This is a genomic window from Planomonospora algeriensis (assembly GCF_977012225.1).
The window spans coordinates 1-13353 of the sequence record NZ_CDRNDK010000151.1 but is presented as its reverse complement, the minus strand read 5'-3'; the positions used below and the strand labels follow the sequence as shown (position 1 = coordinate 13353).

Here is a 13353-nt window from a genome sequence, read left to right as displayed (position 1 = left end):
GAGGCGGGAACAAGCCGCCCCTGCCGCTCCCGTTCCCGCTCGGCGGGAGGGACTGAGCGCGGCCTCCGCGACCGCGGTTCCGGAGCGGGGACGGGTGGGGCCGCGCCGGGCCGCCGGCCCCGCGTGACGACCGTCCGCCGACGGACACGGCGCCGCGGAAACCGGTGGAAGCTGGTTGGATGAGATCCATGACCGTTTCGTCCCCTCCCCGCGTGCTGACCGTCGCCGGCTCCGACTCCGGCGGCGGCGCGGGCATCCAGGCCGACCTGAAGACCATGCTCGCCCTCGGCGTGCACGGCATGAGCGTCATCGCCGCGGTGACGGCGCAGAACTCGCTGGGCGTGCAGGGCTACTGGGAGCTCCCGCCCGAGGCGGTACGGGCCCAGCTCGACTCGGTGCTCGGCGACATCGGGGCCCAGGCCGTCAAGACGGGGATGCTGGCCTCGGCGGTGCTCGTGGAGACCGTCGCCGAGGCGCTGGCCGAGCTGGACACGCCGATCGTGGTGGATCCGGTCGGCGTCTCCAAGCACGGGGACGCCCTGCTGGCCCCGGAGGCGGTGGAGACCGTCAAGTCCCGCCTGCTGCCCGTGGCCACGGTCGTCACCCCCAACCTCTGGGAGGTCTCCCAGCTCACCGGAGTGAAGGTCGAGGACGAGAGGGACCTGCGCCGGGCCGCGGAAGCGATCTTGGAGCTCGGCCCCGCCTGGGCGCTGATCAAGGGCGGCCACCTGCCGGGCGCCCCGGTGGACCTGCTCACCGACGGGGACCGGGAGTTCCGCTTCACCGCGGAGCGCCACGACAACCGGCACACCCACGGTACGGGCTGCACCCTGGCCTCGGCGGTGGCCTCCTGGCTGGCCCTCGGCGAGGACGTCCCGTCCGCGGTGGAGAAGGCCAAGGAGTACGTCACCGGAGCGATCGCCCGGGGGTTCGCGCTGGGCGCGGGCATCGGCCCGGTGGACCACGCCTGGCGGCAGCGCGCCTGACGGGACCGCCTCAGACGTCGATGATCACGTGTTCCAGCGCGCCGTCGACGCGGGTGATGCCGTCGCGGTCGCCAGTGAGCACGATGGCGTCGACGACCCCCGAAGGGGAGCTGCGGGCGCACAGGGCGACGTTCACGTCGACCACGTCGTCGTGACCGCACTCGCCGATCTTCTTGCCGATCTCCATGGCGCGCTCCGGGGTCAGCTCGTCGATCACCAGCGAGCCGTGGCGGATCCGCCGGGCGCGGTTGAACGCCGCGGCCAGCCGTACCCGGCGGGTTCCGTCGCGGCCCGCCTCGGCCAGCACCGTGCGGGGTACGACGCCCTCCAGCTCGCCCGCGAGGATCCGCTCCAGGACCTCGATCACGTCGGGGTTGCCCCGTTCGAGGCCGACGAGGGCCCCGGTGTCGAACACGAAGCGCCGCAGGCCGGTGAGGCGCCTCACGCCGGCCGCCCCCTTCCGGCCGGCTCGGTCTCCTGGATCGTGCACAGGGCGTCGATGGCCTCGTCGATCCGCTTCCTGCTCTCCGCGGTCGGCGGGCCGAACTCCGTCTTGAGGTCGGACAGGAGCGCGGACAGCTCCGCCCGGCTGCGCTGGTGCTCGACGACCTCCGCGATCAGCCCGGAGATGGAAGGGGCCCGGCCGGCCCTGACCTCGGACTGCATCCACCGGTAGAGGTCATCGGGGAGGTCGACGCCGATCTTCTTGGTCATGTCGCGCACGGTGCCGCGAGGGAAGCAGGTGATGGTCACGCTGCGACGATAGAGAGTCGCGGTCCGTGGGGTGGACATGTTGCGAAAACATGTTCACCGCCAGCGGTTCCGTTGAACCGGCCGCCCGACCGGGGAGAAGCCGGCAGGGAAAAGCCGACAGCCCGCGGCCCCTCGGCGAAAGGGGCGGCGGGCTGCGCGGAGAGCCTGGGGCTAGCGGGTGACCTTGCCGGCCTTGATGCAGGAGGTGCACACGTTCAGCCGCTTCGGCGTGCCGTTCACGACCGCGCGCACGGGCTGGATGTTCGGGCTCCAGCTGCGACGGGTGCGGCGGTGCGAGTGGGAGACGTTGTTGCCGAAGATCGGCTTCTTAGCGCAAACGTCGCAGACGGAAGCCACGGTTCGCTCCTTATATCAGTCGAGAGACCCGATCCGCTGGGCGGTCATCGGGCATGCCGGGACGACCGGCTGGCCAAACGAGGATATCCGATGCCTGAGCCTGCGTGCCAACGCGCGCTGCCACGACTGGCCGAACGGGGATAATCTCCGAAAGGCAACCGTAGCGCATCCCGGAGGCCGCAGCGGCGGACCGCGTCCGGGAGCGGACGCTCCGGTCGCGCCCGCCGAGAGGCGCGACCGCCGGGGACGCGGGGCGAACGCGCCCGCAGGCACGGAGGGCAGGCATGCTGCAGGTTCTCGACCCGCCGGCGGTCCGGCGGTGGTCATGGCTGGCCGCCGAGACGCTGGGCCGGGCCAGGGCGGAGATCGACGCCCTCAACGTCTTCCCCGTGCCCGACGGCGACACCGGCACCAACCTCCACCTGACCATGCTCTCGGCGGCCGAGGCGCTGGACGGGCTGCCCGGCGACGCGGACGCGGCCACCACCTGGCGGACCCTCGCCCAGGGCGCCCTGCTCGGCGCGAGGGGCAACTCGGGGGTCATCGTCAGCCAGGCGCTCCGGGGCCTCGCCGAGGTGCTGAGGACGGCCGAGGGCGGCGGCGCGGATCTCGGGCGGGGCCTGGCCAGGGCCGCGGAGCTGGCCCGCGGCGCGGTGGAGCGGCCGGTCGAGGGCACGCTGCTGAGCGTGCTCGGCGCGGTGGCCGCCGCGGTGCGCGACCTGTCCGGCGACCTCGCCGCGGTGGCGGGCAGGGCCGCGCAGGAGGCCCGCGCCGCGCTCCGGCGCACCCCGGAGCAGCTGGAGGTGCTGTCCCGCAACGGCGTGGTGGACGCGGGCGCGGCGGGCCTGACGCTCATCCTGGAGAGCCTCGCCGCGGTGGTGACCGGCTCCTACGCCGAGCGCCCCGACGTCCCCGCGCCGGCCCGCAGGGTCGTTCCGGAGCCTGAGGGGGGGCCGCGGCCCGAGGGGCACCCGGGCTACGAGGTCATGTACCTGCTGGACGCCGGCGACGAGGCCGTGGAGACCCTGCGCGGAGAGCTGGACGCGCTCGGCGACTCGCTGGTGGTCGTGGGCGGGGAAGGGCTGTGGAACGTGCACGTGCACGTGGACGACGCGGGAGCGGCGATCGAGGCCGCCCTGCGGGCCGGCGGCAGACCGCACCGGATCAAGGTGACCTACCTGGCCGGATCCGGCCGGACGCACCCGGCCGCGGGCGGGCGGGGCGTGGTGGCGGTGGCGGCGGGGCCCGCCCTGGGCGAGGTGTTCGAGCGTTCCGGAGCCGTCGTGGTCCGGCGCGAGCCGGGCTCCAGCCCGCCCCTGGCCGCGGTGCTGGCCGCGATCCGGGAGGCGGGCACGGAGGTCGTGGTCCTGCCCAACGACAGCGGGGCGCGCGAGGTCGCGGCGGCCGCGCCGAGATCGCCCGCGAGGAGGGGCTCGCGGTGAGCGTGCTGCCCACCCGGGCGTCGGTGCAGGGCCTGGCGGCGCTGGCCGTCCACGACCCGCTGCGGCGGTTCGACGACGACGTGGTTGCGATGACGGAGGCGGCCGCGCACACCCGCCACGGGCACGTGTGGGTGGCCGACCGCGAGGTCATGACGAGCGCGGGGCTGATCCGGCCCGGGGCCGTGCTCGGCGTGATCGACGGGGACGCCGCTCTGGCCGGGGAGGACCTGGTGGAGACCGCGCTGGAGGTCGTCGGCCGCATGGTGTCCTCCAGCAGCGAACTGGTCACCCTGCTGGAGGGCGCGGACGCGCCCGCCGGGCTGGCGCAGGCCGTACAGGATCGTCTGGCCGCGACCAGGCCGGACATCGAGGTCGTCCGCTACGGGGGAGGGCAGGGCGGCTACCCGCTGCTCGTCGGGGTCGAGTGAGCCGGACCGGAGGAGGCGGGAAGGCGGATGCGGGTGAATTCTGTCGCCCGGAGGCGGTAGAAAGCTGGCGTGACGAGCTTCGACGAGCCGACGGGCAAGGTGCTGGACCCCCGCACGGCCAAGCTGCTGGAGAGCGTCCTGGACCTGCGGACCGTCGGAGACCTGCTCCGGCACTACCCGCGGCGCTACGCCCAGCGGGGTGAGCTGACCGACCTCGACGACCTGCGGGTCGACGAGCACGTCACGGTGGTGGGCGAGGTCACCAGGGTGATGCGCAAGCCGATGCGCAACAAGGGCGGCACCTGGCTGGAGGTCGAGGTCGTCGACGGCCGCCGGAGCAAGATCTACCTGTCGTTCTTCGGCAAGGCCTCGCACATCGCCGAGACGCGGCTGCGCCCGGGTGCCCGGGGCATGTTCGCCGGGAAGGTCGGCGCGTTCGGCCAGGGGGAGCGGCGCAAGTGGCAGCTCTCCCACCCCGAGTTCGAGATGATCGACGAGGCCGAGCGCGACGCGGGGGAGTTCGCCGCGGCGCTGGTGCCGATCTATCCGGCGGGCAAGGACGTGACGCCCTGGGCGCTGCGGCGGGCCCTGGGCGTGGTCCTCGACACCATGGGCTCCCTGGAGGACCCCCTCCCGGAGGACCTGCGCGCCCGGCACGGGCTGCCCGGCCTGACCGAGGCGCTGCTGGCGATCCACCGGCCGCGCGACCACGCCGACGTGAGCCGGGCGCGCAAGCGGCTCAGGTTCGACGAGGCGTTCCTGCTCCAGGCCGTACTGCTGCAGCGGAAGATGGCCGCCGCCGCCTGGTCGGCGACGCCCCGGCCGCGGCGCGGCGACGGGCTGCTGGCCGACTTCGACGGGCGGCTGCCGTTCCGGCTCACCGAGGGGCAGCAGAGCGTGGGCGAGGAGATCGCCGCCGACCTGGCCCTCGACCACCCGATGCACCGGCTGCTCCAGGGCGAGGTCGGCGCGGGCAAGACCGTGGTGGCGCTGCGGGCCATGCTCCAGGTGGTCGACGCCGGCGGCCAGGCCGTGCTGCTCGCCCCCACCGAGGTGCTCGCCCAGCAGCACCACCGGTCGATCACCGCCATGCTCGGCGACCTGGCCGCCGGGGGCATGTTCGGCGGCACCGCGGTCGCCCTGCTGACCGGCTCGCTCGGGGCCGCGGCCCGCCGGGCGGCGATGCTCGACGCGGCCTCCGGGACGGCCGGGATCGTGGTCGGCACCCACGCCGTGCTCCAGGAGCGGGTCCAGTTCGCCGACCTGGGGCTGGTCGTGGTCGACGAGCAGCACCGCTTCGGCGTGGAGCAGCGCGACGCGCTGCGCGAGAAGGCGGGGGGGCGGGCGCCCGCACGTCCTGGTCATGACCGCGACCCCGATCCCGCGCACGGTCGCCATGACCGTCTTCGGCGACCTGACCGTCTCCACGCTCTCGCAGCTGCCCTCCGGCCGCGCCCCGATCACCACGCACGTGGTCCCCGTCGCGGAGAAGCCGCACTTCCTGGACCGCGCCTGGGCCCGGGTGCGCGAGGAGATCGAGCTCGGCCGCCAGGCCTACGTCGTGTGCCCGCGCATCGGCGACCTGGAGGGCGACGAGGGCGACCTGGCCAAGGCGGACGACGAGCGGCGGCCTCCGCTGGCGGTGCTGGACGTGGCGGCGATGCTCGCCGACGGGCCGCTGAAGGGGCTGCGCACGGCCGTGCTGCACGGCAAGCTGCCGCCGGAGGAGAAGGACGCCGTGATGCGGGCCTTCGCCCGGGGCGAGGTCGACGTCCTGGTGGCGACCACGGTCATCGAGGTCGGCGTGGACGTGCCGAACTCGTCGGTCATGGTGATCATGGACGCCGACCGCTTCGGCGTCTCCCAGCTCCACCAGCTCCGCGGGCGCGTCGGCAGGGGCGGCCTGCCGGGCCTGTGCCTGCTGGTGAGCGAGGCGCCGCAGGGCACCCCCGCGCGCGAGCGGCTCGACGCGGTCGCCTCGACCCTGGACGGCTTCGAGCTGTCCCGGGTGGACCTGGAGCAGCGCAGGGAGGGCGACGTGCTGGGCGTGGCCCAGTCGGGCCGCAGATCGTCGCTGAAGATGCTCCGGCTGCTCCGGGACGAGGACGTCATCCAGGCCGCCCGGGACGAGGCGGAGGCGATGCTGGCGGCCGATCCGGACCTGTCCGGGCACCCGGTCCTGCGGGCGGAGATCGGCCGGCTGCTCGCCGACGAGCGGGCCGAGTACCTCGAGAAGGCGTGACGGGCGGGTGCCCGGTGCCGCGGGCGCATGCCGGGCGGGTGTCCGGTACGTGGTCGCCGTGGCGGGGGTCCGACCGGTCCGCGGCGCGGGTGCCCGCAAGCGGGTCAACGCCCAGTTGCGGGGACGGCCTCCCCCCGAATGCCGTCCCCGCCTGGGCCCATCTCTCGGGTCAGGTGCCGAGAGTACCGGCGTGCGGAAGGGCTCACGATCACGCCGGCCGGCCTTCCTCTGGGTCACTCGAAGGCCGCAGGACTCATCATGCAGGGCGGGGGGACCCGAGGGAACGACCCTTGCGCTTTCGTCGCCGTCCCTTGCCCACTCTTGACCGGGATCGACCACCGAAACCTCTCTGACCTGCGGTTATGTGTTCGGCTGCGACACGGGACAATGGACGGGTGAGTCGAGTCATCGCGGGTGTCGCAGGGGGAAGAAGGCTGGCCGTGCCGCCGGGGAACCGGACCCGGCCGACGAGCGACCGGGCCAGGGAGGGGATCTTCTCCACGGTGGGCTCGCTGCTCGGCCCGCTGGACGGGGCCCGGGTGCTGGACCTGTACGCCGGGTCCGGCGCGATCGGGCTGGAGGCGCTGTCGCGCGGGGCGGCCCATGCGCTGCTGGTGGAGTCCGACGCCAGGGCGGTCAGGACGATCAGGGAGAACATCGCCTCCCTCGGGCTGCCGGGCGCCGAGCTCGCCGCCGACCGGGTGGAGCGGGTGCTCGCCCGGGGCGCCGCCGAGCCGTACGACCTCGTCTTCGCCGACCCGCCCTACGCGGTGACGGCCGAGGAGGTCGACGCGGTGCTGGTGCGCCTGCGCGACGGCGGGTGGCTCGCTCCGGACGCGCTGGTCGCGGTGGAACGGGAGAGCCGGGGGAAGGACCTGGTCTGGCCTGCCGGATACGAAGAGGAGAGGGTCCGTCGTTACGGCGAAGCGTCCGTTTGGTACGGTCGCGCCGCCGGGAATCCGTAAACCTGGGGGTTCGCCTTGCGTCGCGTTGTCTGTCCGGGGTCCTTCGACCCCGTTACCCACGGCCATCTGGACATCATCGGCCGGGCCTCCCGGCAGTACGACGAGGTCGTCGTCGCGGTCCTGATCAACATCGAGAAGAAGAGCCTGTTCACGGTCGAGGAGCGCATCGAGATGCTCCAGACCGTGACGAAGGAGTACGGCAACGTGCGCGTGGACAAGTTCCACGGCCTGCTGGTGGACTACTGCAGGCAGCAGGAGATCCCCGCGATCGTCAAGGGCCTGCGCGCGGTCAGCGACTTCGACTACGAGCTCCAGATGGCCCAGCTGAACTACCGGATGTCCGGGGTCGAGACGCTGTTCATGGCGACCGGCCCCGAGGTGTCGTTCCTGTCGTCCAGCCGGATCAAGGAGATCGTCCGGTACGGCGGGAGCGTGGCCGGGCTGGTCCCCGATCTCGTCCAGGACCTGCTGATCGAGCGGCTCAGGGACTGACGGGGGCCGGGCGGCCCGCCGCCGGCCGTACGCTCCGGCGTGCGGCGGGCGAGGGCTCGCGAAGCAGACTCCGACCCCTGGTATTCTCTTATTTCGGCCTTGCACGACGGCGGTGATTCGCCATGCCTGATGAGAGCGGAATGACTCTGCACCTTGATCCTCGCGCCCCCTGGGTGGTCTCCACCCACGAACTGGGGCGGCGTCCGGGGGCCATGAAGCAGATCCACCTGACTCTTCCGGCACCGGCGGAGACCGGCGTCGACATGATCGGTGTCCCCAAGGACGCCGATGTCGAGCTGGACATCCGGCTTGAGTCGGTCATGGAAGGCGTGCTCGTCACGGGCACGGCGCGGTCCCCGCTGCGGGGGGAGTGCGCACGGTGCCTGGAGCCGGTCACCTCGGAGAACGAGGTGTCGTTCCAGGAGCTGTACTTCTACTCGGCTGAGGATGCAGCCGAGGACGACCTGCTCCTCGATGGTGACCTGCTCGACCTCGAACCGGTGTTCCGCGACGCGGTGGTGCTCACACTGCCGTTGAGCCCGCTGTGCAGTGAGGACTGCGCCGGGCTCTGCGTGGAATGCGGGGTCAGGCTGGCTGATGCCGAGCCTGGCCACGGGCACGAGGTGATCGACGCCCGCTGGGCGAAGTTGCAAGGTCTGGTTCCGGAACATAACAACGATCAGGAGAGCTGACGTGGCTGTCCCCAAGCGCAAAATGTCGCGGAGCAACACTCGCTCCCGCCGGTCGCAGTGGAAGGCCGCCGCGGTTTCGCTCGTGAGCTGCCCCCAGTGCCGCTCGCCGAAGCGTCCGCACATGGTGTGCCCGACCTGCGGCACCTACAACCGCCGTCAGGTGATCGAGCCCTCCGCCTGATCGCATTCTGACTGACGGACGCCGGCCGGGTGCGCTTCGCCCCCGGTCGGCGTCACCGTCCGCCCGCCAGTGCGATGGCGGTCCACCCGCGGCCGTGGTGGACGCCGGGGTCCGCGACCACGCGTACCCTCCCGGCGCCCACCACGTCTTCGGAGTCTCCGGACGATCTTCTCGTCTCGCCTCTTCGCCATCGCGCATTCGATCGACCGTCGTGCGAGGAGAAGAAGACGTGGCAGCAAGCGTGAAGCCCGTGGCCGTGGAGACCGTCCGGGACGAGCTCGAAGAGGTCCTGTCCGTGCGGCTGGACGCGGCGATCCTGGAGCGGGCGCTGACCCACCGCTCCTACGCCTACGAGAACGGCGGCCTGCCGACCAACGAGCGCCTGGAGTTCCTCGGCGACTCGGTGCTGGGGCTCGTCGTCACCGACACCCTCTACCGCAACCACCCCGACCTGCCCGAGGCCAGCTGGCCAAGCTGCGGGCCGCGGTGGTCAACATGCGCGCCCTCGCCGACGTGGCGCGCGGCCTGGGCCTGGGCAGGTTCCTGCGGCTCGGCCGGGGCGAGGAGGGCACCGGGGGGCGCGACAAGTCCTCGATCCTCGCCGACACCCTGGAGGCGCTGATCGGCTCGGTCTACGTGGACAAGGGCCTGGAGGAGTCGTTCCGCGTCGTCCACCTGCTCTTCGACCCCCTCATCACCCACTCGGCCTCGCTGGGCGCGGGACTCGACTGGAAGACCTCCCTGCAGGAGCTGACGGCCGCGGAGTCGCTCGGCGTGCCCGAGTACCACGTCGCGGAGAGCGGCCCGGACCACGCCAAGTCCTTCACCGCGGTCGTCCGCCTGGGCGGCGAGGAGTACGGCTCGGGCTCCGGGCGCTCGAAGAAGGAGGCCGAGCAGCAGGCCGCCGAGGCCGCGTGGAACCGCATCAGGACCGACCGGGACGCGCGCGAGGCGAGCTGAGACGGCCGGTCGGGAGGGACGCGCATGCCCGAGTTGCCCGAGGTCGAGGTCGTCCGGCGGGGCCTGGAGCGCTGGGTCGCGGGGCGGACCGTCGCCCGGGCCGAGGTGCTCCACCCGCGGGCGGTCCGGCGCCACGTCCCGGGCGCGGAGGAGTTCGCCGCCCGGCTGGCGGGCCGTACGATCGGCTCGGCCGAGCGCCGGGGCAAGTACCTCTGGCTCCCGCTGGACGGCTCCGACGCGATCCTGGCGCATCTGGGGATGAGCGGCCAGCTGCTGGTGGCCGAGCCGGACGCGCCCCTTGAGCGCCACCTGCGCATCCGGCTGGGCTTCGCCGACGGCGGCCCCGAGCTCCGCTTCGTCGACCAGCGCACCTTCGGGCACGTGCTGGTCGCCCCGCTGACCCTCCGGTTGCCGCGGTGGGTGCCGGAGCCCATCGCGCACATCGCGGCGGACCCCTTCGAGGACGAGTTCGACGACGAGCGGTTCGCCATCGACCTGCGGCGCAGGCGGACCGAGGTCAAGCGGGCGCTGCTGGACCAGTCGCTGATCAGCGGGGTCGGCAACATCTACGCCGACGAGGCGCTCTGGCGGGCCCGGCTGCACGGCACGCGCCCTACGGACACGCTGACCCGGCCGAAGATCGCCGAGCTGCTGGCGGTCGCCCGCGAGGTGATGAGCGAGGCCCTGGCGGAGGGCGGCACATCTTTCGACAGTCTCTACGTGAATGTCAATGGCGAGAGCGGTTACTTCGAGCGGTCACTCGCCGTGTACGGCAGGCGCGACCGGCCCTGCCGGAGGTGCGGCGCCCCGATCGCCCGGGAGTCGTTCATGAACCGCTCCTCCTACAGCTGCCCCCGCTGCCAGCCTCCCCCTCGGCGGTCCCGGAAGATGGGGGCATGACGGAGGTACGACTGACCGCGTGGGTCAGAGGCAGGGTTCAGGGCGTGGGTTTCCGCTGGTGGACGCGGGCGCGGGCACTGGAGCTCGGCCTGGCGGGCTGGGCGAGGAACACCGACGACGGCCGGGTGGAGGTCGTGGCCGAGGGGCCGGAGAAGGCGGCCGGCGAGCTGCTGGAGCTGCTCCGGGGCGGCGGGCCCCCCGGCCGGGTGGAGGTGGTCGTGGAGCGCTGGAGCGAGGCCAGAGGAAATCTATCCGGTTTCGTGGAGCGCTGACACTTCCCTTGAAACGCCCTAATGGGGTATATTTAGCTGTCGAGAGTGCCCACAGGTGCATCCATGCGGAGTGTTCAACTTGACCGTCTCCCTCACCGGTGCGACTCTTGATAGGAACCACGCGCACCCCTCCCGCGGCAAGAAGTGCGCGAACCAGTCTGGTCACTCAGCGTGGAGGACCCTTAACCATGGCGAAGGCTCTACTCGGCCACGTCGGCGGTCCTGACCCTCGGATGGTCTCGGAAATGCGTCGCCTTCAGCAGCGCATCCGCGACCTCGAGGCAGAGCTCACCCGGCTCCAGGCCCAGAACGACGAACTCGCGGCAGGCAACCGCGAAGAGGCGTTCCCCCGCCTGCAGGATCGCGAGCCGGCTCTCACCTAGGGCCTTTTCCTGAACCTTCGCCCGTCGGGCGGCGGATCCGAGTCGGATCCGGCGCGGATGCGCGGGGTTCAGGGACGGGTTCCCGAGGCCGGCGCGGAGCAACACCTGTCCAGGGACGCCTCAACGGGGCGTCCCTTGTCATTTCCCGCTCACCCGCCTTCCCGGAGGTGGATGTGGCGGGAGATGAAAGCCAGTTGCTCGGGCAGGACCCGGCGGCGATAGGCCGCGTTGTGGCATCCACCGGAGATCCCGCCCTCGGCAGTGGCACCCAATGCCTTCAGGCCCTTCAGCATCGTCTCGGTCTGCCTGGCCCAGCCGTCGCGGTCGCCACAGCCCAGCCAGACGGGGATGTCCACCAGTTCGCGCAGCGGCGCCTGCGCCGTGGTGATGGCCGGTGCGACCGCCACGACCACGGCGACCTTCTTCCCGCCCAGCTCGGCGGCGAGGCGCAGCGCGCCGGCCCCCCCTGCCGACCAGCCCATCAGCCCGATCCGGCCGGTGTCCAGTCCGCAGTCGCGCAGGTAGGGCAGGAGCTCTCCCTCGATGTCGGCCGAGGGCCAGTCGTCGATCGAGGCCACCGCGAAGCGCCCGCCCCCCGCGGCCAGATAGCGGTCCACCGCGTAGAGCTCGAACGGGGTCAGCGCGTCGCCCGCGGCTCCGTGCAGCATGACCACCACCGGGATCCTGCCCCGGGTGCCCGGAGGGATGCCGATCACCACCCTGCGGTCGTCCATCGTGCTGCGCTGCAACGTGCCCGGCGGCACCTCGGGGGGCTCGGGCATCCGGCCGCACCTGATCTGCCCGTAGGCCTTCCGGACGCCGTCCGGGCCGGCCATCACGGCGGTGGTGCCGAGACCGAGCAACGCCAACCCGCCGGTGATCATAAAACTTCGTCTTTTAAGCGGATTTTCCCTGTTCTGAGGGGGTAGTGGCGCTCCCCGCTCGCCGCGCTCCACGTCCATGCAGGGCACCATAAGCCGTGCATGGGCGGGCGCGGGCGAAGAACGGTAGTCTTCCCCGCTAAGGGCCCGCCCCCGGCCCGGACGGGTCCCGGTCCCGAGGCCCCGGACCCGCGGGGACACCGGAGGGCGCCGATCCGGCCTCCGCGCCGGGGCATCCGGCCGACGATCCGCGCAGACCGGGGACGAGGGGGATTCCGTGTATCTGAAGACTCTCACCCTGCGCGGCTTCAAATCCTTCGCCTCGGCGACCACGCTCCGCTTCGAGCCGGGCATCACCGCCGTCGTCGGCCCCAACGGCTCGGGCAAGTCCAACGTGGTCGACGCCCTTGCCTGGGTCATGGGCGAGCACAGCGCCAAGTCGCTGCGCGGCGGCAAGATGGAGGACGTCATCTTCGCCGGGACCTCCTCACGGGCCCCGCTGGGCCGCGCCGAGGTCACGCTCACCATCGACAACACCGACGGCGCCCTGCCGATCGACTACACCGAGGTCACCATCAGCCGCCTGATGTTCCGGGGAGGCCAGAGCGAGTACGCCATCAACGGCGACACCTGCCGCCTCCTCGACATCCAGGAGCTGCTGTCGGACTCCGGTATCGGCCGCGAGATGCACGTCATCGTCGGCCAGGGCCAGCTCGACCAGGTCCTGCACGCCGGCCCCGAGGACCGCCGGGCGTTCATCGAGGAGGCCGCCGGCGTCCTGAAGCACCGCAAGCGCAAGGAGAAGGCGCTGCGCAAGCTGGACGCGATGCAGGCCAACATGACCCGTGTCCAGGACCTCACCACCGAGCTGCGCCGCCAGCTCAAGCCGCTGGGCCGCCAGGCGGAGATCGCCCGCAGGGCCGCCGTGATCCAGGCCGACCTCCGGGACGCGCGACTGCGCCTGCTCGCCGACGACGTGATCACCCTGCGGACCGCGCTGGAGCGCGAGGCCGCCGACGAGGCCGCGGTCCTGGCCCGCCGCAGAGCCGTGGAGGCGGAGCTGGAGCAGGGCCAGCGCGAGGAGACCGAGCTGGAGGCCGCCGAGGCCGAGGCCCAGCCGCGCCTGGCCGCCGCGCAGGAGACCTACTTTCGGCTCTCCTCGATCCGCGACCGGCTGCGTGGCCTGGCCGGGCTGGCCGCCGAGCGGCGCCGACACGCCGCCGACACCGGCGTGGAACGGCGCGGGCGTGATCCGGAGGACCTCGAGCGCGAGGCCGAGGAGGTCCGCGAGCAGGAACGGGTCCTGGCCGAGCTGCTGGAGCAGGAGCAGGAGACGCTCGCCCGGGAGGCGGCCCGGCGGGCCGAGGCCGAGGGCGCGCTCGCCGCGGAGGAGCGCAGGCTGGCCGCCGAGGCCCGGGG

At 72.7% G+C, this 13353-nt stretch carries 13 protein-coding genes and 3 pseudogenes; 12 read left to right on the top strand and 4 right to left on the bottom strand.

The genetic code is table 11. The features are described from left to right. Positions 1–188 precede the first annotated feature (188 nt). A complete protein-coding gene (gene thiD, locus ACWJ6R_RS17295) occupies positions 189–986 on the top strand; it encodes a bifunctional hydroxymethylpyrimidine kinase/phosphomethylpyrimidine kinase (RefSeq protein ID WP_449063206.1) in 798 nt (265 codons plus the stop codon). A gap of 10 nt (positions 987–996) precedes the next feature. Here the strand turns inward: thiD and ACWJ6R_RS17290 are convergent, their stop codons facing one another. From ACWJ6R_RS17290 to rpmB, 3 genes are all read right to left on the bottom strand, one after another. Next, entirely contained in the window at positions 997–1431 is a 435-nt protein-coding gene (locus ACWJ6R_RS17290; protein ID WP_449063205.1) for a PIN domain-containing protein, read from the bottom strand. Beyond that, on the bottom strand, positions 1428–1739 hold the full coding sequence (locus ACWJ6R_RS17285; protein WP_449063204.1) for a hypothetical protein: 312 nt from the start codon (positions 1737–1739) through the stop codon (positions 1428–1430). The genes ACWJ6R_RS17290 and ACWJ6R_RS17285 overlap by 4 nt, the downstream gene beginning before the upstream one ends. A 171-nt stretch (positions 1740–1910) precedes the next feature. Further along, the gene (gene rpmB, locus ACWJ6R_RS17280; RefSeq protein WP_068897575.1) at positions 1911–2096 is read right to left on the bottom strand and encodes a 50S ribosomal protein L28; all 186 of its coding nucleotides are present in this window, start codon (positions 2094–2096) and stop codon (positions 1911–1913) included. A 284-nt stretch (positions 2097–2380) separates the two neighbouring features. On the opposite strand from rpmB, the pseudogene ACWJ6R_RS17275 reads away from it, so the two are divergent. The 10 genes and pseudogenes from ACWJ6R_RS17275 (at position 2381) to ACWJ6R_RS17230 (ending at position 11053) form a co-directional block, all read left to right on the top strand. Further along, positions 2381–3966 (top strand): annotated as a pseudogene (locus ACWJ6R_RS17275) (DAK2 domain-containing protein). Between the two features lie 69 nt (positions 3967–4035). Continuing rightward, positions 4036–6208, top strand: a pseudogene (recG, locus tag ACWJ6R_RS17270) (ATP-dependent DNA helicase RecG). 395 nt (positions 6209–6603) lie between these two features. Then, on the top strand, positions 6604–7173 hold the full coding sequence (gene rsmD, locus ACWJ6R_RS17265) for a 16S rRNA (guanine(966)-N(2))-methyltransferase RsmD (protein WP_449063203.1): 570 nt from the start codon (positions 6604–6606) through the stop codon (positions 7171–7173). A 15-nt stretch (positions 7174–7188) separates the two neighbouring features. Beyond that, positions 7189–7665, top strand: a complete 477-nt coding sequence (coaD, locus tag ACWJ6R_RS17260) for a pantetheine-phosphate adenylyltransferase (RefSeq protein ID WP_449063202.1) — start codon at positions 7189–7191, stop codon at positions 7663–7665. Positions 7666–7805: 140 nt separating this feature from the next. After that, a complete protein-coding gene (locus ACWJ6R_RS17255) occupies positions 7806–8357 on the top strand; it encodes a YceD family protein (protein ID WP_449063201.1) in 552 nt (183 codons plus the stop codon). A 1-nt stretch (position 8358) separates the two neighbouring features. Then, the gene (rpmF, locus tag ACWJ6R_RS17250) at positions 8359–8538 is read left to right on the top strand and encodes a 50S ribosomal protein L32 (RefSeq protein WP_084008384.1); all 180 of its coding nucleotides are present in this window, start codon (positions 8359–8361) and stop codon (positions 8536–8538) included. Positions 8539–8794: 256 nt separating this feature from the next. After that, positions 8795–9498, top strand: a pseudogene (gene rnc, locus ACWJ6R_RS17245) (ribonuclease III). 24 nt (positions 9499–9522) lie between these two features. After that, entirely contained in the window at positions 9523–10398 is an 876-nt protein-coding gene (gene mutM, locus ACWJ6R_RS17240) for a bifunctional DNA-formamidopyrimidine glycosylase/DNA-(apurinic or apyrimidinic site) lyase (protein WP_449063200.1), read from the top strand. Then, complete coding sequence (locus tag ACWJ6R_RS17235) at positions 10395–10670, top strand: acylphosphatase (protein WP_449063199.1); 276 nt, start codon at positions 10395–10397, stop codon at positions 10668–10670. The genes mutM and ACWJ6R_RS17235 overlap by 4 nt, the downstream gene beginning before the upstream one ends. A 188-nt stretch (positions 10671–10858) precedes the next feature. Continuing rightward, on the top strand, positions 10859–11053 hold the full coding sequence (locus ACWJ6R_RS17230; protein WP_068897566.1) for a hypothetical protein: 195 nt from the start codon (positions 10859–10861) through the stop codon (positions 11051–11053). A gap of 149 nt (positions 11054–11202) precedes the next feature. On the opposite strand, the gene ACWJ6R_RS17225 is transcribed toward ACWJ6R_RS17230, so the two are convergent. Then, positions 11203–11922 (bottom strand): hypothetical protein, encoded by a 720-nt coding sequence (locus tag ACWJ6R_RS17225; RefSeq protein ID WP_449063198.1) that lies wholly within the window; start codon positions 11920–11922, stop codon positions 11203–11205. Positions 11923–12211: 289 nt separating this feature from the next. Here ACWJ6R_RS17225 and ACWJ6R_RS17220 point away from each other — a divergent pair. Next, the coding region (locus tag ACWJ6R_RS17220) for a chromosome segregation SMC family protein (RefSeq protein WP_449063197.1) at positions 12212–13353 on the top strand (1142 nt) is incomplete at its 3' end.

Excerpts from the sequence above, each read along its gene's own strand:
- thiD (WP_449063206.1), top strand. The coding sequence starts at position 189 with ATGACCGTTTCGTCCCCTCCCCGCGTGCTGACCGTCGCCGGCTCCGAC.
- ACWJ6R_RS17255 (WP_449063201.1), top strand. The coding sequence starts at position 7,806 with ATGACTCTGCACCTTGATCCTCGCGCCCCCTGGGTGGTCTCCACCCAC.
- mutM (WP_449063200.1), top strand. The coding sequence starts at position 9,523 with ATGCCCGAGTTGCCCGAGGTCGAGGTCGTCCGGCGGGGCCTGGAGCGC.
- ACWJ6R_RS17235 (WP_449063199.1), top strand. The coding sequence starts at position 10,395 with ATGACGGAGGTACGACTGACCGCGTGGGTCAGAGGCAGGGTTCAGGGC.
- ACWJ6R_RS17230 (WP_068897566.1), top strand. The coding sequence starts at position 10,859 with ATGGCGAAGGCTCTACTCGGCCACGTCGGCGGTCCTGACCCTCGGATG.